This window comes from Streptococcus suis, assembly GCF_019856455.1.
Classification (GTDB): domain Bacteria; phylum Bacillota; class Bacilli; order Lactobacillales; family Streptococcaceae; genus Streptococcus; species Streptococcus suis_AE.
Genome location: NZ_CP082205.1, coordinates 1,102,158 through 1,125,944, shown reverse-complemented (window position 1 = coordinate 1,125,944; position 23,787 = coordinate 1,102,158). Strand labels below are relative to the sequence as shown.

22 protein-coding genes and 2 pseudogenes are annotated in these 23,787 nt (G+C 32.3%); all 24 read right to left on the bottom strand.

Annotation, left to right across the window (positions count from 1 at the left end):
* Positions 1-150: 150 nt before the first annotated feature.
* Positions 151-867, bottom strand: coding sequence for a NisI/SpaI family lantibiotic immunity lipoprotein (locus K6969_RS05580; RefSeq protein WP_001226539.1), 717 nt, complete (start codon positions 865-867; stop codon positions 151-153).
* A 1-nt stretch (position 868) separates the two neighbouring features.
* Positions 869-2,146: pseudogene (locus K6969_RS05575) on the bottom strand (lanthionine synthetase C family protein).
* The gene (locus K6969_RS05570) at positions 2,139-3,935 is read right to left on the bottom strand and encodes an ABC transporter ATP-binding protein (RefSeq protein WP_031912841.1); all 1,797 of its coding nucleotides are present in this window, start codon (positions 3,933-3,935) and stop codon (positions 2,139-2,141) included. Before K6969_RS05570 ends, K6969_RS05575 begins: the two are co-directional and overlap by 8 nt.
* Complete coding sequence (locus K6969_RS05565) at positions 3,928-6,903, bottom strand: lantibiotic dehydratase (RefSeq protein ID WP_171942883.1); 2,976 nt, start codon at positions 6,901-6,903, stop codon at positions 3,928-3,930. Before K6969_RS05565 ends, K6969_RS05570 begins: the two co-directional genes overlap by 8 nt.
* Positions 6,904-7,143: 240 nt before the next feature.
* Entirely contained in the window at positions 7,144-7,311 is a 168-nt protein-coding gene (locus K6969_RS05560) for a gallidermin/nisin family lantibiotic (protein ID WP_001058290.1), read from the bottom strand.
* Positions 7,312-7,658: 347 nt separating this feature from the next.
* Positions 7,659-8,345, bottom strand: coding sequence for a hypothetical protein (locus K6969_RS05555; RefSeq protein WP_001033677.1), 687 nt, complete (start codon positions 8,343-8,345; stop codon positions 7,659-7,661).
* Positions 8,323-9,060, bottom strand: a complete 738-nt coding sequence (locus tag K6969_RS05550) for a lantibiotic ABC transporter permease (protein WP_000181737.1) — start codon at positions 9,058-9,060, stop codon at positions 8,323-8,325. The genes K6969_RS05555 and K6969_RS05550 overlap by 23 nt, the downstream gene beginning before the upstream one ends.
* Entirely contained in the window at positions 9,053-9,754 is a 702-nt protein-coding gene (locus K6969_RS05545) for an ABC transporter ATP-binding protein (RefSeq protein WP_000452012.1), read from the bottom strand. The genes K6969_RS05550 and K6969_RS05545 overlap by 8 nt, the downstream gene beginning before the upstream one ends.
* Before the next feature lie 189 nt (positions 9,755-9,943).
* Complete coding sequence (locus K6969_RS05540; RefSeq protein ID WP_000977993.1) at positions 9,944-11,287, bottom strand: sensor histidine kinase; 1,344 nt, start codon at positions 11,285-11,287, stop codon at positions 9,944-9,946.
* The gene (locus K6969_RS05535) at positions 11,265-11,963 is read right to left on the bottom strand and encodes a response regulator transcription factor (protein ID WP_000276751.1); all 699 of its coding nucleotides are present in this window, start codon (positions 11,961-11,963) and stop codon (positions 11,265-11,267) included. The genes K6969_RS05540 and K6969_RS05535 overlap by 23 nt, the downstream gene beginning before the upstream one ends.
* 40 nt (positions 11,964-12,003) lie before the next feature.
* On the bottom strand, positions 12,004-13,377 hold the full coding sequence (locus tag K6969_RS05530) for a S8 family peptidase (RefSeq protein WP_171942882.1): 1,374 nt from the start codon (positions 13,375-13,377) through the stop codon (positions 12,004-12,006).
* Between the two features lie 96 nt (positions 13,378-13,473).
* A complete protein-coding gene (locus K6969_RS05525; protein WP_000261812.1) occupies positions 13,474-15,357 on the bottom strand; it encodes an SAG1250 family conjugative relaxase in 1,884 nt (627 codons plus the stop codon).
* A complete protein-coding gene (locus K6969_RS05520) occupies positions 15,344-15,709 on the bottom strand; it encodes a MobC family plasmid mobilization relaxosome protein (RefSeq protein ID WP_000431640.1) in 366 nt (121 codons plus the stop codon). Before K6969_RS05520 ends, K6969_RS05525 begins: the two co-directional genes overlap by 14 nt.
* A gap of 2 nt (positions 15,710-15,711) precedes the next feature.
* Positions 15,712-16,074 carry an SAG1252 family conjugative relaxosome accessory protein gene (locus tag K6969_RS05515; RefSeq protein ID WP_000140674.1) on the bottom strand — a complete coding sequence of 121 codons (363 nt, stop codon included), beginning with the start codon at positions 16,072-16,074 and terminating at the stop codon, positions 15,712-15,714.
* 337 nt (positions 16,075-16,411) lie between these two features.
* Complete coding sequence (locus tag K6969_RS05510; RefSeq protein WP_171942885.1) at positions 16,412-18,919, bottom strand: Spaf_1101 family AAA-like ATPase; 2,508 nt, start codon at positions 18,917-18,919, stop codon at positions 16,412-16,414.
* Between the two features lie 36 nt (positions 18,920-18,955).
* A pseudogene (gene pezT, locus K6969_RS05505) lies at positions 18,956-19,712 on the bottom strand (type II toxin-antitoxin system toxin PezT).
* Positions 19,712-20,188, bottom strand: a complete 477-nt coding sequence (gene pezA, locus K6969_RS05500; RefSeq protein WP_000578719.1) for a type II toxin-antitoxin system antitoxin PezA — start codon at positions 20,186-20,188, stop codon at positions 19,712-19,714. Before pezA ends, pezT begins: the two are co-directional and overlap by 1 nt.
* A gap of 69 nt (positions 20,189-20,257) precedes the next feature.
* Positions 20,258-20,548 (bottom strand): hypothetical protein, encoded by a 291-nt coding sequence (locus K6969_RS05495; protein WP_000667951.1) that lies wholly within the window; start codon positions 20,546-20,548, stop codon positions 20,258-20,260.
* Positions 20,549-20,598: 50 nt separating this feature from the next.
* The gene (locus tag K6969_RS05490) at positions 20,599-20,988 is read right to left on the bottom strand and encodes a DUF5945 family protein (protein WP_000048066.1); all 390 of its coding nucleotides are present in this window, start codon (positions 20,986-20,988) and stop codon (positions 20,599-20,601) included.
* Positions 20,985-21,212, bottom strand: coding sequence for a DUF5965 family protein (locus K6969_RS05485; RefSeq protein ID WP_171942881.1), 228 nt, complete (start codon positions 21,210-21,212; stop codon positions 20,985-20,987). The genes K6969_RS05490 and K6969_RS05485 overlap by 4 nt, the downstream gene beginning before the upstream one ends.
* A gap of 53 nt (positions 21,213-21,265) precedes the next feature.
* On the bottom strand, positions 21,266-22,342 hold the full coding sequence (locus K6969_RS05480) for a toprim domain-containing protein (RefSeq protein WP_014621291.1): 1,077 nt from the start codon (positions 22,340-22,342) through the stop codon (positions 21,266-21,268).
* A 39-nt stretch (positions 22,343-22,381) separates the two neighbouring features.
* Positions 22,382-23,020: a hypothetical protein gene (locus K6969_RS05475; RefSeq protein WP_014636617.1), complete on the bottom strand. Its 639-nt coding sequence runs from the start codon at positions 23,018-23,020 to the stop codon at positions 22,382-22,384.
* Between the two features lie 95 nt (positions 23,021-23,115).
* Positions 23,116-23,406, bottom strand: coding sequence for a DUF5966 family protein (locus tag K6969_RS05470; protein WP_014636618.1), 291 nt, complete (start codon positions 23,404-23,406; stop codon positions 23,116-23,118).
* Between the two features lie 13 nt (positions 23,407-23,419).
* Positions 23,420-23,719, bottom strand: a complete 300-nt coding sequence (locus K6969_RS05465; protein WP_014636619.1) for a DUF5962 family protein — start codon at positions 23,717-23,719, stop codon at positions 23,420-23,422.
* Between the last annotated feature and the right edge of the window lie 68 nt (positions 23,720-23,787).

Here is a 23,787-nt window from a genome sequence, read left to right as displayed (position 1 = left end):
TGGTGCTCTTGTTCCAAAAAAAATTATATGTACCAAAAAACAGCAAGCTCTTCTGAACTTGCTGATCTATATTTTAATAAGTTTCTGTTTAGTAGGTAACAATAAGATATTTTGCTATATAAGCAATGTAATACCTAGATAATCTATAATTTATTCTATGCGCGCTATTCTAAATTCATTATTAATCTCAACAGCTATGGTTCCTTCTTCTGCTAACAAATAAACTTCTCCGTAATCCCAAACTTCTCTTTTTTCATTAGAATTAGAACCAGAATAATCTATTTTATTTAGTTCCGATTTAGAAATTTCTTGTCCCGTATTCAAAATAAATGTTTTTGAATCTGCTATTACTCCTAGAAATTCTTTTAGTTTATCATCAGATACAATATCAGATGAAATACGAAATTTTTTATTATTAAATTTAACTATCCTACAATCAGATGGATCAATTGCAAGTTCCCCACCTGCTGAATTATTATTGAACTCTTCCAAGCTCAGCATTTCATTATTGGATTGCACATCCGAACTCAAAGAAACCTTATAATAAGAATCATTTATAGAAATAGCTAAACCATCACTAAAATTATAGAGCCCACTATATGCTAATGATACTGTATCACTATTACTTTTAGTAACAACTTTCTGGCTATTTCTATCAATTACTAATGTTTTAAAAAAAGATTCCTTCACAGTACCTAGATCATTTTCATCAACAATTTGATTCATGATTGTATAATCATTTCCTTTATATGTAAATTGATTAAATGATTGATCATGAAACTCTATTGTTTTATTGTCTACCAATCTACATGCAACTAAAGTACAAATTCCAATAAGAACAACTAAGCTAAATAAAATTTTCCTCATGCTACTTCACCTCCTTTATAACATCATCAAATAATAAGAGTGCCCTTTGCCAATTTGTTGTAACCTTTAAGTTATTTAGTTCGATCATTGTTAACAGAATTCCAATTATTCCATCTAAATAACCAAGATTATCTTTTGTTTTTATATTTTCAAATTCCGCGGTAGTATTAAAACCATATGTCATGTCTTCTCTAAAATCACTAATTAACTTTTCCTTAAGAGATTTTATACAGTCATCAAAATCAGTTGTTTTATAAATTTTTTTAAAAAATAGGCAAATCTCAATTGCTCCAGAAAATCCGTGACATAAAATAGATTGTTCCAAACCATTACTTCTCCTGATGGATGCTTTCAAGATGTTACAAGCTTTAGATTTTAGTTTCTTATCTTCTAGAGCCAAACTTGAATACAGATATAGTAAACTAATTCCTGGGCTACCGTAGCACCACGCATCTCGAATAAATTCATACTGTAAATTGCTTTTTTCTGTTTTCTTTAGTTCAATATCGCTTAATCCCTCTTTCCACATATAATTTTTTAACTCGTGTTTTTCGTATAACATTATAATTTTTTTGATTGCTGCAATAGATTTTTCATTAGAATAGCCTTTTAATTTTGAATAAGACAACATTGCGCCAACACCCGCAAGGCCGTGTGCTAAACCAAAATTTAGACATCCTAACGGATAAAGCTTAGACTCTGTCTTGGACATTTAATTCTTTGATTCCACATAGAAGCCTGTTAAAGTAGAATTTTTTAGTGAAAACTCAGATAAGAAATTGATAATTCTGTTTATTATATAATCATTTTCATCTTGCTCCTGAGATAAAAGATAAACTAATACTCCAGATACTCCTTCTATGATGTCATAATCTGTAGGAGAGATTTTCTTAATATCTATATTTTCAATCTTACTTAACGTATAGTACTTAATGTACTCATTAAAACTAATCAATAAGTTATGATATTCTGGGTGTTCTTCAACTAAATGAAGTATACTTATTCCAATTCCAGAAACTCCTGAAAATAAAGAATCCGATAAAACACCATAATTTCTCATTTGTTTAACCATAAAGTTAACATATTTACCCGTTCTAGCGGAGTATTTTCTTTCACTAGTTAAACTTGTCAATTCTGAAGATAATAATATCAATCCAGGTAAACCAGAAGACAAGGTCAATAAATCATAATTCGGTTGTTCAGCATATCTTTTTAACTGCTCATCAAATTTAGCAAATACTTTCTCAGATAAATCAATAATAACTTTATTTTCATCCATCAGACTCCTCCTCGTACTTTTCTGAATAGTAAAGTTCCCTATAATATTTAGATTTACTTATAAGGTCGTCATGTTTTCCTTCATCAATAATTCGTCCATCTTGCATAACTATAATTCGATCTGCTCTACTCGCAGCCATTAGATTATGTGACACAAACAAAGCAATCTTATCTCTAGAACGAGTTACAAATTCATCAAATATTTCTTTCTCTGAAACAGGATCAAGCGCTGAACTTGGTTCATCCAAAATGTATATGCTTGCATTCTTGAAGAAAGTCCTAGCCAATGCTACTTTTTGCCATTGTCCTCCTGAAATTTGTCTACTATCGTTAAACCAGGTCCCTAAACGTTGATTAAGGTTGAAATTGTTTTCTGCGGTTAAGAAATTTAATTTTAAGTTATCAATATGTTTCTTTATTTTGGAGTCAGATATACTGTTTACATCACTTAGGCCAATATTTTCTCTCACAGATAATTCAAACTTCACAAAGTCCTGAAAAAGAACAGAAACATTATTTTGATAATAACTCAAGTCTAGGACATCACTAGATTCGTTATTATAATATATTTGACCCTCTGAAGGTTGGTATAATCCCGATAGTAATTTTACTAAGGTACTCTTACCAGAACCATTCTTCCCCACAATTGCTACAAGTTCACCCTTATTAAACTCAACATTAATATCCTCTAAAGTTTTTTTGACACTTCCTGGATAGATAAAAGAGAGATTATTGACTTTTATTTTGTCAATGCGCTTTTCAATTCTTGAGATTCTACTATTCTGAATTGAAATATTACTTACTTCCATATCAAAAAATTTAAATAATTGTTCCATGAATAAACTTGTGTTATAGATGATATAAGTATTTTGGATCATAGATTGTGAGTAGGTATTTACACGAGTTATTGCTTGAATAAGGCTTACAAAATTACCTACTAAAAGTTTACCGCTTCGAATTGACTGTATCATCATAAAAATAGCTATACCATTAATAAAATTCAATAAAATATCCAAACTTCCTCTGAAAAGAACTTTCTTTTTCGAAATATTCAAATCCTGATTCATAAAATTTCTTTTCAATGTTCCATATTTATCAATGAAATATTGACTAATACCATTTAGTTTAATCTCTTTAAATGAAAAATCATGAGTAAGAAGATAATTGATGTACCAAACTTCCCTCTCCGAATTTGCTCGCTCCCATTGAATCAAAAATTCTAGCTGGCCAACACGCATAAAAATTACTAAGGAAATAACAGGAATTATCAGTAAAAAAGTCGATACTGCCACATTCCAAGTGGACACATAAATAATACTTGTTAATAAAGATAGAAACCCTGTAATCACACCAATGATAGCATTGAAAAGTTGGAACGGCTTATATGTACTATCTTGTACAATATTTTCAATGAGATTGTATGTATCTGCTTGTTCAAAATCTATTAAATTTAGAGATGATGTTTTTTTCAATAACTTCAAATTGAGATTATAGGACAAGTTCATATTAAATTTCTCACTTATATATGAGTTTAACTGACTTAGTATTGATAGCATCATTTGCATTAATATATAGACAATTAATACTGAAAAAATGTTACTTCCTTTTTTTAAAACAGCATTGATTAATTCTTGATAGATAAATAAGCTTGCTAAAGGAATTATTGATTGTAATATGTTTAAAATTATTAGATAGCTAGCATATTTTCTTTCTATTCGAAAAATTAATCTTATTGTTTTAGGAATTGTCAAAATTGTTTGAAAAAAATTTTTTAGTGTAAATTTATCCATGATTGTGCCCATTTCTAAATTCTTCACTGATTATCAATCCGCGAATTATAGCATAAATCTTAGTCTCATTTTCTCTCTTTATACCAAATAAGCGATTATTGTGTACATGAATGATACTATCATAAATGATATATGTATAGTCATCTGATAATTGAATACAACTGTCTGATAATTTCTTAAGTCTTTGACATAGTTTAGATAGTTCTGGAAGAAGATTTATTAAATATCCCTTTATTAAGTACAAATCAATTAATGCAGTATTCCTATTTTTATCTCTATTTTGGCTGTCTAAATGCTCTGGACAAGCAAATTCTAAAAATTGTATTATTTCTTTATTGTTATCTTTAAAAAATGATTTGAGATAAAAGTAGTTAAATATTATTGCTAAATCATCTAGGGTTAAATCTAATCTTTTCTGCCGAATTAAACTTAATGAATTGATGACTATTTCAGTATCTAGACAAAAAATTTCTTCTACCAAAGGAATTCTTTCTAGTCCCCCATACCTTTCGATTTCTCTGTCATACGTTGAAATATCTATATTTGATATTAACTTGTTTTGTATGCAGAGTTGAAAAATCTCTTGAATTTTTTCAAAACTTTTATATAAATTCTGCGTTCTTATCCTTAGTCGGATATGAAATTTTGGATCAGTATATCTGATATAGAAGCTCATCCCATCATCTAAATTTACTAACTTCAAAATTTGAGGCATTATATCCGAAAGAAATTCCTCTTGCCTATCTGCCGACATATACAATTTAAAGTAGAGCCATTCATCAAATGGTATTTTCTGTCTAACATTTGTCGGAATAACCTCTGGTAATATTTCTTTTATGTACCTAGGTTCCTTAATTTCATCCTTAGCAAATACTGGAACAACTATATCAGAAATATGAGTTGTAGATTCCTTCTCTACAAGGTGTGAATCAAAAATACACTCTGATAGACATAATTCTTCATTTTTATTACTACTTTTTCTTACAATATCTTCAAAAAGTTGATTATCTAGTGGATTATTACGGTTAATTAATATTCGATTATCACTGTTATCAACATACAATTTTGTCGGAAGATTGTTTTCAAGAATAATCTGATGAATATCCTTCGACAACATCCTTCCACTAAGCCTCCAACGTTCAGGAGCAACAATAATGTCCTTAAATACTATTCTAGGAATATGAGAAAATTTTTGATAAACCATCTCCCAAGGGAATATTCCGAAATGATCTTCTTGAGCTATCTCACATAAAAACCGTAATTCATTGCTAAACATCATTTGGTTATACATATTTGTACTATAAAATTTTAAGAGTTCCTTAGTTTTAAAATTTCTAGCATAAAAACTATTCTTAGAATCAATACCAATATATATATCAGATAAAATTTGACTTCTCTTATCCATATTCGTAAAAAGTGATAATACTTTTTCTCTGACATTTGTTGTGCGCATAACATTAGCATGACGAAGATTCTCTGGTAAAAATGTTATTTCACAAGAGTTATACCCTGATACGTGATTATTGTTTTCAACAATTTGAGTGATAGTTTGATGATAATGTTCCAACTTATCTGATAGAATAGAAAACCTGCCTGAGCTAGCTCCTAAATTCTTAGAACATCCTGTATTAGTTAAGCTTAGTACGCTTTTACCATCTACTTTATTAACATAAAAGAACAACTCAAATCCTAGATTGATTTTATCTTTGTCTTGATTAAAAAAATCTTCTTCATTATAAAGTTGAATATTTCCACCTGTTTCTAAGGCTTTTTCAAAATTATTGAGATATTCTAATTCTTCTTTTTCACTAAAATATACAGTAGAAGGCGAAGATTCCCAGAAATCATTTTTGGGGTGCTGATATCCATATGGAGAACCAATTCCTAAATTAGAATCAAACAACTCCATCAACTGAACTTCTCTATTTACTCCGTACTTATCTAAAAATTTTTCTTTATAATCATCTAAATAAGTACGCTTTACATGATCTGAATTACTTACTAGAAACTCAGCAAATTCTACTATCTGAGTTTTATTTTCATTACCTAATTGGATTTGACCATCATTATAAAGATCAATTTGAAGAAAATTAGGGGTTTCAACTAACGATGACATTAACTTGTAGATTTCTTTAAGCTTTTCAATCCCATCCCCAATTTCCAATTCAGAATATTCAACAATTAAGTTGCTAATTGCTATTAGTTTAAAATAATAAAGATTTTGCTTATCGATTTCTTTGACTTTAGAAATGAATTCTTCAAACTTAAAATTCATTATTAATTCTGAATTAATATTTGAAATTAGAAAATGACTATCAATCAAACTCATGATATATGATGTTGCAATATCTCGATACTCTTCACCATAGGATTCAACAAGTTTTTCTATAATACAGTTAAAATATACATATTTATCACAACAAAGCTCATCAATAAGTTGATAAACTTTAGTGAACTTTATGTTGACTTCTTCAATTTTAGTATCATTTATAGAAAACAATTGAACAACTCTATCTCCAAATTGATAGTTGGCTGGATTTATTTTATAGGCTAATTCTCGAGAATATTCCTTCTCAATCTTAAAAACTAGACGTATTAACCACTCTGAATCCAAGAGTACTTTTTTTAATGTTTTTCCATTCAAGTTTAATTTCTCTGTAGAAGAAAATGAACCTATTGAAGTTTCACTAAATAAACCAAATGGTGTTGAGCGCACCTTACTACGCTTATAATATTTATATACAGATTCTGATAATTGGTTGATTTTTTTCCTTTTCATTGAATCACCACTATAATATTTTTGAAGCGATTCATATAAACTCCTGCTGGCTACAAATAGTTGCTCCTGGAATATCTTATTCTCTCTTATAGTTTCTAAAAATGAATTATAATCACATTCCAACAATTCATGTATTCCAATGATTGCATTACGAACCAAAAAATTATTTGTAGTATATTTATGTTCCATTAGCAGCTCCAACTTCTAAATTATTTTTATAAATCTTCAAATATTATTTTGGAAATTTATAAAAATAAAGGTAGTAGACTACTATCCACTACCTTTATTTTAGCAATAGACATATTCGTCTAAAGAGTAATATCCTAAACAAATATTCTAATATTTAGAGGGACCTTACTCGAAAAGATATAGAGTCCCTTTCTTTCTTAGTCAAGATTTGCAAAAAGATAGTTACTAAACAAATAAATTTTATCCAAAATGGCAACCACAAGTTGCAGTTTTGATTGCACAGGTCATCAAAATACCCGTCTTACATCCAGGAGTACATAATGATTTACTAGTTACCCGAGGTGAAGCTCCTGAGTTGTTTTCCTTTGAGATTGTGACAAGATCCAAATTAAAATCTTCATTGTTCATAATAAAATTCCTCCAATTATTTTTTCTTTGTTCGAACAAATATATTGTAAGATACCTAGTTCAGAATTTGTTCATAATTATAGAGAATGAACAAATTTTTTATTTAGAATGCATGAAATATTTATACTGATACTCTGGACAATTAAATAAAAAGATAGTTGACCAATGAAACTGCTGAAAAAGTCTGATATTTTTAAAATATCATGAACAATACTGTCTTGAAAAGATAATAAAATAGACATAAAAAGCGGATGATCTGCAATCTTTAGATTTCAAAATATGCTGTCATTCGCTTTTTATCTATTGAATTTTGTTGTATTCTACTCTTTTAGTGACCTCTAACCAATTTACCTCTTTTTACATATTTTTTGAATTTCAACATTATTCATAACAGCTAAATTACAAAAATACGATAATATGATAAAACCAATTAAGTATACTAGAATCATAAAAATTTCATTTTTCCCAATTTCTAGGATCATATTAACAGGTAAAACGATAGGCAACCAGAAGTTATTTAAAAATACTTTATTGGTTGCAAATATAATAAACAGACATTCGATAAAAGAAATTACTAGATTCCCTCCCTTTCCCATGATAAGACTAAGTAACATATGGAAATGGTTAAGTAAGACTAATAATAACCAAGTAATCACACCAACATACGCAAAGTAAGAGAGTCTATTAAATTCAACTCCTACCACTATCCAAACTGGAACTCCCAATAAAACCATAAGTAAGTCTGTCGAAATAAGCTTTATTCCCCAAATAATTCCACTATTTTTTTCGCTTTTAATATTTTGAAAGAAATTTGCTTTTTCCTCTTGTTCATGAAGAAAAATAGAGAAAATTGATGCTAATATACAATATCCTAACATAGGTAAAAAAATGATATTTTCAATTACAACTGAATTATTTGTAAACTGTAAATAAAGAGGAATTGTGAATAATTGAATAATTGATAAAATTAAAATAAGATTTAAAGTAAGAGAGCCTTTCAACTTTAGCAACTCACTTTTTAGAATTTTGTTCATTAGTTATCCTCCACTTCAACAAACTAAGGAAACTCACAAAAACTAAGATTGAAAGAGATACTGATATTAAAATTGTCGATATTTCAACTCCACTTAATGCTGCCTCTAAATCACCTGAGGGTTTTAAATGTAAAAGAGCATAAGCAATTTTATAGTGATAAGTATAAGGAAATATGAACCAAACCGATGTCTGAGCTATTAGAGGAGCAACTAATAAGCAAATAAGAGAATTTGTAGCCAACAACAAGTAGGGATTTATCCACTTTGCTAGAAAATATAATAGTGGTAATACCCAAGCAGAAGAAACACCAATAAGTAATAAACAAATCAAATCTTTACCAATGTCTACTGATATCACACCTGAAAAAAGAAATGAGATGCCATAAAATATTATCGTAAAAATAAAGGTTGAAATCAAAACATCCTTGAACTTCAACAGTATCTTCGCTAAATAAATAGTAAACGTATATCTACCCAAGCTAATATTTTGAAACGCACCTGCATTCTCCTCCGCGCTATAATCAGCTAAAAACAATAACCCAAGGAGAGTGAAAAGGAATCCTCCCTCCCACCAATAAATTGAAAAACTTTCTAAATTGAGAGGTCCTGCTAGTATGAAAGCTATAAAAATTGCTAGCAAAGGAATAAGGATTAGTAATTTTTTATCAGAACTAGATTTTTGCTTCAGCCACTCAGATTTAAAAATATTAGTCATTTCCATCACCTCCATGGACAATTCTAAAGAATAGTTTTTCTAAATCATTTGAATTCTTATTAATATCATCGTAAAAAATCTTGCCCTGATTCAGTATAACGATTTGATCCGCAATTTTGCTGACTTCACTTAGTTGATGGCTGGACAAGAGGACTGTCATTCCAGATTTTTTTAGATCCCTAATTAAATTTAGCAATTCTTTTATCCCATCTGGATCTAGACCATTAGTTGGCTCATCTAAAATTAATAAATCAGGATTGGTAATAATTGCCATTCCTAAACCAAGTCGTTGCTTCATTCCTAATGAAAAGTGCCCTGCCTTCTTTTTTCCAGTATCAGATAAACCAACCAACTGAAGTACCTCATAAATTCTTTCATCTGGAATATCATGTAGCAATGCTCGTGTTTTTAAATTGTCAAATGCAGAAAGATTCAAATAGATAGCAGGAGATTCTATCAACGCTCCAATATCAAATCTATTTTCTTCTACAATATCCTTATGCTTTCCATTGAAAATGACTTCTCCACTATCAGCTCTTTCTAACCCAAAAAGAATTTTCATAATGGTGGATTTCCCAGCCCCATTTACTCCCAGAAGACCACAAATAGTACCTTCTTCAATTTTAAATGAAACGTCTTTTAAAACCTCTTTGTCTTTATAGCTTTTTCTTAGATTTTGAATGATAACTTCCATTTTTTCTGCCTCCATTTCTTTTATTATAATACAAAAGAAATTTCAGTATTTGTTCAGAAAAAAATTGAGCAAAAAGTCGATATCTCTTTGATTTTTTCAAATTTTCGAAATAAAAAATCGCATAAAATCAACGTTTTTAAATGAAAGATTTCATGCGGTTTTGTTTATATTAGGCTTTTTGACCAGCCCCTAAAATTTTTTAATTAATAAAGTGACCTGTGCACCACCATTTTGTGGATTTGAGAGTATTAATTGACCTTGATGTCTCATAGCTATCTTTTGAGCAAATGAAAGTCCTATTCCGTAATGCTTATCATTTCTTCCTTTATTCTCTGTGTAAAAAAGTTTTCCTCCATCTTTAAGAGACTCTTCTGTAAATGGTAAACCATTATTCCAAATCTCAAAACTGATAAAGTTGGAACTTTCAGATATAGTCAGTACCACCTTGCCCTCTTCTGAACAAAATCTAGTCGCATTAGATAAGATATTTATCAAAGCTCGATCTAAGTTGAGACGATTTCCTTTAATCACTCTGGTATGGGATTCATTAACTATTTGAAAATTAATTTTTTTTGAAGACATAATATCTCGACATTCTAATGATAATTCATCAAGAAATTTTGATAATTCAATATCTTCCTGATAATTCTTATCCTCAATTAGCAATCTTGAGTAATTAACCATTGAATTAAAATACTTTTCAAATATACCAACACTATGATTCATTGAGGACATAAAATCTAATTGTTTTTCATCTAGATTAGTCATCTCAAGCAACTCGATATTCCCCTTTAAAACAGTTAATGGTGTTTTAATATCATGTGCTAATGCAGCAACTTGAAATGACAAATCTTCTTTATCTTTTTTCTCCATTTCTAATAACTTTGTCAACTCTTCGTCTTTTTGATAAAGCGTCAATAAAATGTTATTACATTCTAAGATTGCAGTTTCTTTACGTCCAATATCCATTCCTGGTATTCCCATATTCAGAGATATTTTTTCAATTAGACGAAAATTTTTTGTAAATTCTCTTAAGAGCCTAATAACAGAGATAGAGATGAGTAATAATTCTAGCACTATAAAAAACAAATAAGAGACTAAATTATAGGAAATATGTCGAAAGTTTCGATTTACAAATTCGGGCATTGTTGGTCTTCTAATAACCAAAATAAAATCTGAGTTTTCATATTTTGTAAACAATATAGAACCCTCGCTAACCGAACTTCCAGTATCAAAAACTTCTTTATAATGTTGTAAATCCTGTTTTTGATAATTTCCAGAGACCAATTCGCCATTATCGCTATCAAACAATACATAATCAAAGACAGAATAATCCATTTGATTCTTAATACCGTTAGCAGATTTACTATCACTAATTGAAATATGATAGTCTGTTCCATATGTGTTCAACTGACCTGTAAAAATAAGAACGTAGCTCAATACAAGCAACATAATAACATTTGCAACTGTACCAATCACTATTTCAAGAACTGTCCTTAAAATCCGCTTATTAATTGAATACCTTTTCATCATTCCACTTATATCCCATCCCCCTTATTGTTTTAATGGGATTAATTCCATAGGGACCAAACTTGACTCTAATTTGATAAATGTATTCCGAAATTGAACGAAATAATGCATCTGCTTCATCACCATAGACACATTCATAGATTTCTTCTCTTGTATAAACCTTATTTGTCTTACTAGATAATAGCTCTAAAATATCATATTCCCTTTTAGTAAGAGAAATAGCTTCACCATTAACACACACGAGTTTTTCTTGAAGGTAAAATGTTAGTGGAAATAATTCTCGAATAACAGATTCATTAGATTCAGCATTTCTATAACGTTCTTCTCGTTTTAAATGCGCTGCAACCTTAGCAACTAGTTGATTAACACTAAATGGCTTTGTGATATAATCGTCACCACCGAGATTTAAGCCAGATACAATATCATCTTCAGAATCTTTTGCACTGACAAAAATAATCGGAGAGGATACTGATTTACGAATCTGTTTACAGATTTGCAGACCATCAACATTTGGCATCATAACATCAAGCAATATTAAATCAAATCCATCAAAATCACTTATTTTTATAGGAAGCCTAACTTCTTGATAAGTCGTCACATTATAGTTTTTCATTTCTAAAATTGTTCGCATCAATTTTACAATTTCAAAATCATCATCAACTACCAAAATCTTATACATACTAGGTACCTCTTTTATCTCATACTACTATTTTACACTATTATTGCACAAAATTTGTAATATTTAGTAGCCTAATTTGTCCATTGTTTCCATTATTACTAAGAAAACAATTATCATATAAAATTCGAATAGCTTCATCTGGTTGGTCCTTCAAATTATACTTTTCTATAATCAATCCTAAAGCTGCAGAGACTTTAGGAGTCGAAATTGAAGTCCCATATGCATATGTATACTTTCCTTCAAGCGTTGGAACAAGAATCCATTCTTTTTCATATAATTTATCAGCTACCCATTTATCATATCCTACTTTAGAAAGCGCTTGACTTCCACCTCCTGTTGCATAGATATCAATGTCGCCATTCCCTTGATTTGAGAAACTAGATACAAGATCATTATCATCTACTGAACCAACTGTAACAACATTGTCTAATTCAGCCGGAATATCTTGTACAGTTCCATCAACTTGACTATAATCTTTTCCTCTTAAACTACCAAGATAGTTTTTTAATTCATCTTGATTCTGTAAATCCATCCCTTCATCACCTACTGAAGCAACGACAACGGAACCTTGATTATGAGCATAATTAATTGCCCGTTGATAGATATTGATCAAAGCTGTATCATCATCTTCATCAGTGGAATCTCTTAACAAATATTCTCCTAAACTAAGGTTAATAACATCAACATCATCTTTTGCTGCTTGAATGAGCGCTTTGAGAATCCATTGGTCTTGAGCATTCCCTTCATCAAAAACACGATACATTCGTATTTTCATGTCAGGTGCTATCCCTAAATATTCTCCACTTGATGAAATTTGTCCCACAACAGAGGTCCCATGGCCAATTTTATCTACAACATTTTGGTTATCAACTATTCCTGTTTCCAAATCTGATGTGAAATTTTGTACTGAAATAATGTGTGAATAAATATCTGGATTATCATATGTAATACCAGAATCTATTACACCAATTGTTGCTTTACCAGAAGACTTATGTTGAAATTTACTTCCAGTACTAATACTCTTTTGCATATCCCACTGATTTCCCCAAAAATCTAAATTAGTATTTGTATAAACCTTGTCCCCATACAAATAAGTAATATTAGGCTTTACAGTCATAGTATTATCTATAACTATGTCATCAATATAATTAGAGTTTTCTTTTTTTATTGTATCTTCACTTTTTTCGGTAGAAATAGTTAAAAAATTTATTTCAGGTATTTTATCAATAACTTTAATTCCTTGACTTTGTAAAACATCTTCTACATCCTCAATAGATTTATTTTCACTAACTAAAACATTATAACTAATTTCCTTATTTTCATTAGCACTTACTCCTGATGACACAGAACCGCTAGCTAATATAACAATAAACAATGATATAAAAACATTCGACAATAAGCCTATCTTTTTCATAATATCATCTCCTTAGTTTTTTATTCCTTTTTATCAATTTTATTTCAGAATTTCTTCAGAGTACTCAATATTTGGTATCAATAAATCCGAAAAATGCTATTCTTTCACATTTTTTTCACTGTGTTCAAATTTTAGTTCATCCTTGCTTGAGTCTATTTCATTTAAAATTTTGACAAACTTTTCCAACCTCCTTATTAAATACTCATAATCATCTATTGACTTATCTAACTTAATTTGATAGATTTCGATTTCTTTCTCAACTTGTTCCAGTTTTATAGCCGCAGTTAGATTCATCTTGGCATAGTCATATTTGGCCAAGCGGCGGTTCTCTATATCGTTATTGTCCAGGTTAAGCAAGACTTCCGCAACCTTGTTGAGATGATCTATGTGTTCCTGAATCTCTGTAATGGTCAAATCTAATTGAGCAATATCCTTAATAATCTCGTCTTTAATATCTTGATAAGACTTATTCTCCGTACCCAACTCAATAAGAAGATTAATCTCTTCAATCTTTTTCTTAAGTGTGTCAATGGTCGGTCTTTTTCTTTTAGAGATAGTCTGGCTATCATTGGTTAACTGACGAATGAGTTCACGCCCTCGCATATAGCGATTGAGTTCGGACGCCTCCTTATTGTAAATGAAAAATTGTGCGGTCTCACGGATAAAGGCATGGTAGTGTTTACCACTCTCTGTCTCTTTAATATCTAAATGACGGTTTGGGATAAAGACCAAGCCATCTTTTTTAACGCCGTAGTTCATTCTGATAAAGAGACCATCTTTGACTAACTTATCAATCTGATGGTCAGCTAAGACGACATCAAACTCTTGAACCTGGTCTCTTTTCTCCTTAAATGCCTGATAAGCCTCTTGCAAGTCTTCATAAGCTAGCTTTTCCTTATCTTGTTCCTCACAATATCCCTCAAAGTCGGAAATAAGTTGCGACTGGTCAATATCAGGAACTTCTCCACGTTTCTCAAAGTAAGTTTCGAAAAATTGAACATCGTAGAGATTTTTGGAACTGACTTTTTGATTATTGACTGTAATGCTCTGACTATTTTTTGTTAGAGTAAACGCCACATTCTTTTGTTTTAGAGACATAGCAAGGTTGAGTTCTCTTGCAAACTCCAAAAGTTGTGAAAGGTCACGAACTCTGGGTAAGAGAAAATCTAAACATTGCTCAATCGCTCGCTTGGCAAAGTGCTCTCGAAAGTATTCCTCGGTATAGGGTTGACGTTTATCTAGTTGCTTGCCTCGAATAACTCGCTTCATGGGCATATCCGTCATCAAAAAACGAGCGTATTTTCTTGAAAAATCAATCTGAACATTCAATGCTTCTGCCTTGGATAAAAAGTCGTCAAAATCCTTACTATTCTCCATCAGAAAATAAAGACGTTGCTTCAATTCAAATTTGTGATTACTTTTGCGATAGGTCACAAACTTCTCATGAGAATAACGGTTCGGTGTGATAATTTTGGCACCTGCTTCTTTGGAAAGACGGTCAGAAATCATCCGTAAATTTCTCTCCTGAGCATAATCCCATTTGAGTTTCTTATGAGAATTGAGGTCAACAGAATTGATGAGGATATGGTTATGAACATGCAACCTATCCGTATGGGTTGTCACAATAAAGCGAAAGTTTCCGCCAGTCAACTCCTTTATCGTCTCATAACCAATACGATTGATTTCTTCAGGTGTAAGATTATCCTCAGGTGAGAATGACTGGATAAGATGATGAGCATGAATTTTATTTTGCTTGATTTGTTGCCGGTCATTTCTCGAATCATAAAGCCTATCATTATTGACAAAGTTTGCCTGATACATCTCAACTATTTCTTCATAATTAGGGAAGTCGAGGTAATTGCTCATTCCAAAATCTGAAACCAATTTGAGTTGGTCAGTCTTAGCTGGATTTAGAATATACTTGATAAGACTTTTACGGTATTTGTTGCCATGAACCGCAAAATGTTTAGTGACTACCATAAAATTCCCTCAACTTTTGACACTTGACATAGAAGTCCTTATCAACTTCCGCAATCAGCTGACCTATGCCCGTTTTCAAATTATCTCGCTGCTCTACTGTCAGAAGTTTTGTCTGATTGACTGTTTTAGCTATCTGGTTAATGTTATTGCCAATTCGACGTAATTCAAAAACCAAGTCTTGGTAGTTACTGGTATCAATTGTTAAAAAGGTCATATTTGGATTAAGCAAAACCTTTCTGGCATAAGCAGAAAAATTTTGACAAGAACTTTGGCTAATATGATTGTTCAGGTTCGCAAGTTCCTGGTCTGTTAAAAAGACTTTTTTGAGATTGGTTCGATAACGATTTTCCATATCTAACCTCCCATATACTTATCTCGAAATTCTGAACTGAGTGGTACTGCCTTCTCTACTTCTGTCATCAGTTCTTGAACACAAGTCAATATAATTCTTAAGTGTTCTGACGTGACCTGATGGCCTCGTTCCGCTAGAGTTGCTACCTGTAAAATATCTCTACTGATTTGTTCTATTTTTTGAGATTGCCACAGAATAAACCAATCTCTGATGTCATCCTTGTTATTGACAATGTCCAATAGTTTTTGTCTAACAAAGGGAGAAAACTGCTCCGCATTCTCCTTTCTCATCAGTAGTTGAATCTGCTCAAATTCCTCAAGCGTCAAGTTGATTTCCTTACGAATTGTCCGATAACTTTCTGTCATGATGATACACTCCTTCTCACATTTCCCTCTAGCGGGTTAGCACCGATACCATATCTGATACGGGGGCTCCCTAAAAGCCTCAAATCTTCCCTTTTCGGCTTTTGCGAGCTCAGATATTGTGTCCACAATATCCCAAAAATCTTATCGCCAGCCGACCAAAACCTTTGAGTTTTGATAGCCGATGATAAGATAACTTGGTGGCTTCGCCCCCAAACCCCCAGTGAAAAATCATGGATTGATTTTTTTAGGAATGATATTAGGATAATAGAGGTGATTTGGAAAAGGTATCACAAAACAAAAAGTAGGATATTTCTAACCTACTTTTCATTTCCTTATATTATTCAGAAAGAGCTGTCTCATATATGGACATCTTATGTTTAAATGAGTCTCTTCCACCTTCCAATTGATTGATAATATGGTTTTTTATAAATTTTTCACTAACATATCCCTGTGATTCAATCCAAGCATGAGCCCCATCTGATTCCATAATTACCACTTGATCGGTCATGGAATTTGTTACAATTGTCGCATTATGGGTTGCTAAAATAATTTGTCGTTGAGCTTTCACGTCTCTAAACTGTTGAACTAAATGTCTGTATATATAGCGGTTATCCAAATTATCTTCAGGTTGATCAATAATTAATGGTCTGAAATCCTTTGAATAATCACTATATGCTAGTAAAAAATCTAACATCGCTACAACTTTTTGACCCAAACTTAATACACTAACTTCTTTATAAAGAATGTCAAGATGTTGTGATGTTTCTTTTGAGTTAATGTTAAACTCCAAAAAAAGTCTTTCATTGGCTACGTGTTCTTTTAGCACTCTCTTTAACTCATCTAGTAAACTACTATTTGCGATTAAAGAATAAATACTAGTTTTTAAATAGGGTATGTTAGAATCATTAATCTCGGAATTATTTCTCCACTTATTCTCATGTTTTGCAAAATTCTCCTCAGAAATATTTTTTAATAATATAAAATACCTATTAGGAATATTTTGTTTCAAAATAACGTTAACAAATCCTTTTATTCCTAACTCCTGATAAACAAGGTATAGAATATCTGCAACATCCCGCTTACTAATTCTATAATTTTCAAATGAGAAATTGAGAGTTGAATTACTTTTGAAAAGAGTGCTTTCAAAATCTGGTACTTCCCATCTATCAATTTGCTCATAACAGATTCTTAACTTACCAACTTGAGTTTGATTGAAATCATCAATTATTTTGAGTATTGAATCCTTACGAACTCTCCTATATTTATCAAGTTCCTGTAGTTTAGCTTCGAATGATTCTAGAGTCTGAGTTCTTAAACCATAGTTTGGTCTCGGTAAATTTTTATTTTTTAGCATTAAGTCGGAAATAAATTCTGTAATTTTTTCTCCATCCGCTGTTCTAACCAACTCATTAACAGAATATCTCCTATCAAACATTTTTTCTAATATTCTAGTTTTATCAACTAATTTGAAAAATTTTCCCTCAACTTTGTATACTTTCGTATATTGAGAGCGTGTCCACTCTTTGATAGAGTCAGAATTGTAGTTATAAGGATATCCATACCTATTCTCACGATTTTGCCCATAATATTGTAAGATATTGTCCCTATTTTCCTGCAAGACATCTGGCAAACTAACCTCAATGATATATTCAGCATCCTCTAAAACATAGAGTACAAAAGCATTTGTATGGTTACATAGGAATTCTAATTTACTCTGCTTGTCGCAATCCTGAGAAAGTACAAATTGTAACATATCTATTAGTGTACTTTTCCCTGTACCTCTCCCTCCAATTAAACAGTTCATAGATGGTGAGAATGTTAAAAAGAAGTCTCTATCTTTTTCTAACTTATCACCTGTAAGAAAACTTCTATCGCCTCCACGACTTTGAATGTATAAACCTTTTATGTAAGACTTTTGTTCAAAATTTGGTTCAAATAAACTTACTGATACAGTGTAATCAAGCAAAGCTTCTTGGAACATTTTAAAAGAAATCTTTCCACCTTTTATCCACATATTATTCTTTCCGACTGAATCAATATCATGTGAATCATTATCTAATAAAAAATTTGGTTCACAATTAAAATCTGTCAATAAACGATTTTTCGATCCTTCAACAGAATTTATATTTTTTACACCAATAAATCGTGTATTTTCTTTTGTAAAAACTTGTCTCTTATATGCACCCGACAAGTGAGAACCTTTTTTCAAAATATTATAACTATTGAAATGAGCAATGTAGTTAATTATGTTTTGATTATTAAAATCTTTCATGATAGTCAACGAATGCTGATAACTTCCATCTTTTTCACTTATAATATTTTCACATAACCATTGATTAACCCAAGATTCTTTTTCATGATCGTATATACAAACAATATGTAACTTATCTGCTGCACTAATTTCTACTCCATGTAAAATATGAGGATGTATATTATAAGTCGGATAGGTTCTCGTTATAATTGAAACTGCTGTTTGAAGTTTTTTAATACCTTTGGTAGTATTATGATCAGTTACTACAACTATTTCTATTTCATTTTTTAAGATAGCTTCTGCTAACAAAAGAAAACTAATGTACTCTTTTGGGCTAGAAAAGATAACTTTATCAAAGCTACCAAAAAATTTTGTTTTATCAACTTTGATTTTCTTATTTTTGAAAAATATATCAAATAATTCATCTTCTGTACTTTTTCTATATTTCGTTGAAGTCCAGCTCGAAAATAGCTTATAATCATAAGAAACAGGTGTATGTAAATGAATCAAGGTCTTATGAAAACTACCGAATTTCTCTTTGGTATTTGTTAATTCTCGATAAACAGATTTTATCTTATTATTAAATCCTCGCAATTCTAACCCCCAAAAAAATATTATCTTTAAAATCAATTATTTATTTTTCTCAAGTAATTCCTTAAGTAGGAGTTCACTCTCCTTCACCATCTCCTCCTCTACCTTGCTCCATTTTCCAAATAGGCATTCTTGTAGCACTTCTGCTGCGGAACCTTCAGCAGTTTCAGAATCATAGATACAAGTTCTATCTCTTTGATAAATTTGAATCTGGTCAAAGAGATTTTCACTTTCTAACTCCCTCAAGTTATCAACCAAGTTCTCAACAATCCCATCGTGGTGTTCTTTTGGTGTTGCTCTAGCCTGAGTCGGATCGATGGCATAAAGCTCTTCGTAACGAATCAAGGTGCTGAGATAAGAAAGCTCTGGTTTGGTACCAATCACTGCTAAGGAAACTTGGTATCCTTTAGAAGATAATAATTGAGCAGTCTGACGAGGAACTTGAGTAGTTCGCAAGGTTCCCTCAATCAGCAAATGGTAGCCTTGCGTACTGAGTTCATCAACCAACTGTTCTACCATTTTTCCTGCAAATCCCTTGGTATAGTCCACGCTATCCTTGCCATACTTTTCTTGCAGGGCTAAGTAATTGGGATGCTGAGAACGGTAGCTGTCACCATCGATAATAATGATATTACCTTGAAATTCCTTTTGCTTGATACGATGAATAGTCGTCTTACCTGCTCCGCTTTGTCCACCAAGCAAGTTGATCTGGAATCGTCTTTCCTCGGGTTAAGGCCCGAATGGTTCGCTGCAAGGCCTTCTGAAACTCAGCCTCACTAAATTCTTCCAGTCTCATTAAGCCACCACCCGATGATGCACCATGTCTAACATCCGCTCTATACCATCTAAATAGCCATTGTAACGCTCTATTTCATCGAAAGTAGCGACAAGGTAAATTTTCGTATTGATCAATTCGGCCAAGTCATCACTCATCAAAATCCAAGGATTAGATTCATCATCAAAAACAATATCTTGACTATCCTGGTATCTATAAAGCTTTGATAAAATGGCTGCTCCACGTTCTTTTATCACTTCTACTTTTAAAGTCAGATGGTAATCTTCGACAGGTGTTAACATCTTGTCCTCTCCTACAATATCGACATAAGAAACGTTAAATTTCTGACAAATACGGTCGATGAGTTCAGTTGAAACAGTGCTGGTACCATTTTCGTAGCGACTCAGGCTATTGCGTGAAATCCCAACCATTTTCGCAAATTCTGGCTGTGTTAAATCGTGTGTTCGGCGTAGTGATTTTATATTGTCTCCGATCATAGATAAAGACCTCCTCATATTTGCTTTCATTATACCATAAAAAACGGATAACGCACCATATTTGGTGCATTATCCGTTTTTAGGTTTCTTCGATTGCTTAAACTCCTCTATTCGCTTCTCCAACTGCTCAGTATTCAGTTTATTTTTCGCTTCTTGGATTGACTTATCAAGAATTTGTTCCTCATCGGTTATAATGTCCCTAGATATTTCCACTCTCTCACTAGACTTGAAACTTGAATCAAAGACCACATCTAGGAGTTGCTCTACTTTGGTTAGTTCACTATCTGACATCTCTGATAGTCGATGAATCAGTCGTTTAAATTGATCCTGGTTCTGTTTTTTCTTTTGAAAAAATTTCATTATCTTCTCCTTCAATTATAAGTCAGGTAGCCCGCATAGGACTACCTGACTTATAAATCATCAATGGCTACTGAAATAGCCTGCAACTTTTTATTTTGGATTTTCTTTTCATCAATCAATTGATGAAGTTCTTCAATTTGCTTTTGACAGGCTGAAATATCCTTGTTGTTTTGTGCAATAGTGTCTGCCAAGTGTTGTTTATAGTCGCTTGTGATATTTACTTTCTTCGGCTGGCTTTGTTTAACTTTTGATTCGGGCGTCTGTACATCTTTAGATTCTGACTCCTTTTGTTGCTGTTCAAAAGCAGCCACATAGTCTACTTCTTCAATTGGTTTTTCATCCTGTTTATGGAAGAGTGCTGCGATTTTAGCTCGTTCTTCATGGGACGATGTTGGTTTCACATCGTCTAGTGGCTGATCAAAATTCCATGTTTTACTCATTCTGTATCCTCATTTCTGTAATTTGAGTGTAGTGTGGTTTCTTTACCAAAGGCTTGCTCTAGTGCTTCATGAAATGACAACTGACTAGATTGTTGCCGTTTGATAAAGGTACTGTACATAGCTGTTTGTAGTTGGGCACGATAGTGTTCCAATTTCTCTGTCTCACGTGAGACCTTTTCTTCTTGCCTAGCTACTTTTTCAGCCAGACGTTCAATCACACTCATAGGGTGTCCTCCTTGTCCCTTTCTAGATTATGATAGCGGACTTGATTTTGTTATCACAATTCCATAGCACGCTCTCGTTTTGGTGGAGGATGATTCTTAATGGCTTGTATCTGGGCTGACTGAATAAGATTGCTTAAGGATATTTCCTTCTGTTGCTTCACAATATCATTCCAATCTGACTTTGTTTCCAGTCCCTGCAATGGTGGTAAATCTTTGGTGATTGGAAGTCCTTTATCTGACAGTTTCTGACAAAATTCTCTTCCTGCCTCATCGTTATCAACAGCCAATGTTAGCACGTTTGAATGAGTTTGAAAAAAGGTTGTCGTCTCTTGTATTGCCTGAAGATAATGGCTAAGTCTGCTTGGTTTTACTGTATCTAGAAATGCCAATTTCCCTTGTTCCTCGGCTGCTAGACGTAAAGTCTGATAAGCAATCACTGAAAGTTTTAAGCCTTCCATTGACACCAGGCGAACATCTGATAGCTGCTTTTGGTGAAGTTGATAATAACTCATCATATCTATAACTGATTCACAAAAAATGAGTCTCTTGGGATTCCCAATATCGAAACTAATACCAACATGGCCTTTTGAGCCTTTCATGATTTTTTTGAGATAACCTCGATCGTGTTTTTCTTCATTTTTGACGAGACCTTGAAGGCTTGCGGCCTGTAAGACACCATTATGGTCATAGCTTTTAAACACTAAAACCGACTCCGCTTGATAAGTAGCTTGAGCAAGCAATCCTTGTCTACCAAAGGTATTGATAGTCTGATCACTTAGGCCACGGATGTCTTTTAAGTAAATACGTGCTTGCTGAAACGGCTCTTCATGCAAATAATATTGAAACGGTTGATAAGTTTCTTCTATTACCGTAGCCTGTTCAAAATCTCCAGTTTCAAGATAGGATACAGCCTCTTTGAAAGTAACACCTGCCACTAATTGAACAAAGTCAATCACATCCCCTTGTATATCTCTTGAAAACCATTTGAAAGTATTGGTATCGGCAAAAATCCGAAAGGAATCATGGTCTGGGTGTTCATAAATGTGTCCTGATAAACGTCTGAAGGAATAACCTAAACTTTCAGCCACATCTAAAATGGCCTTTTGTTTTACTATTTTAATTCGTGTCATCTTGTCTCCCTATCAAAAAAAGCAGAAGACTGTCTCCTGCTAGTTGTTCTCACTTGTTGTAGTTCCTTGGATCGTTGGTATGCTGGAATTAGCACCATTTGTGGCTTCTTTCATGTCCTCCAGTTTCCCATTCCAAATGGTCAACTGATTAACCAGGAGCTTGTCGGAAACTTTGGAGTAGGATAACATAACCGTCTTGATTTCTGTCTGAGTGGTTCGCTGTTGTTGCTCACTCAAATCAGAAACATAGGTCACTTGATAGGTAACTTCCGCAAGTGCAACATGGCTTTCTGTATTGACATAGATACTGGCTGATTCAAATCGGTAGTCAAGCATATAATCTTTATAAACTTGATTAATTGCTTTATTCTGATTTGCTTCCTCTTCTGAAAATGCCGAATCCGTCATGTAAGGCTTGATACGAGTGTTATTTTCTCCTAGCTGGACCTTGGTGAAATATTGAGTGAGAAATTCTTTGACAAGCTCATCTGATAGGACTGTCGCTCTTTCCTCCTGCTTTTTCTTTGACACAAGTTTATTGGCTTCTGCTCGTATTTGGTTCTCTGTTTGTTTTGAAACGGATTGTGAGCCAATCGTATAGCCTATCATGACCATAAAACTGACTGCGATTAAACCTCCTACTCCAATCAGAAATCGAGCTTTCACTTTATTTAACATGGCTTACTCCTTTATTAATGATAGCCACATCATAACAAGATTAACTTGGAGATTTTATCACAAGAAAAAGGACTACCTATTGGTAATCCTCCGTGTTAAACTATTCTATTTCTCCACCACTTCATAATAATACTAAAAACTAAAAATAGATTCAAAGCAATAAAAAATCCTGTAAAACTCCAAATACCATTGGTGGCTAAATCTTCTGTATAAAGGTATCTTTCTGTAAAAAAGAGGTAAATTCCATAGATTTCAATAAAGATTATTCCACTGATGAGTCCGATAAGAAATAAAGCACCTGAAACTTTCACAATCTGATAAAGGACAAGCAACATCAGTCCTATTGCTATGATAATCAGAAAGCTTTGTAGAATTTGTTCCAACATCTTACACCTCTTTCTAGGCTAATTGCTTACGGTAATAGTTGGCTTGTTCCTGGTCAAGTTCATCTAGTTGAGCAATCAAATCAAGGTATTCTGCCTTCGTCACCTCATCTAAGCTTGGAAAATCATTCTCACGACTTGTGATGATGAGTTCCAGCTGTCCAGTGATTTCACGCTTTGAGAAGCTATAATCAAGAGTTTCATCTTCATACTGTTCCTTTAAAGCTTGGTAGTTGGCTCTAGCCTCTGGGCTTGTAAAGCCTTGTGCCAACCATTCTTCAATTTGACAACGCATTTCTTCTAGTGTTTGGGCCATAATCTATTCTCCTTTTGTGATTTCTTGACTTCATTTTACCGCGTTCAAAAATATTTGTCAGCCATTTT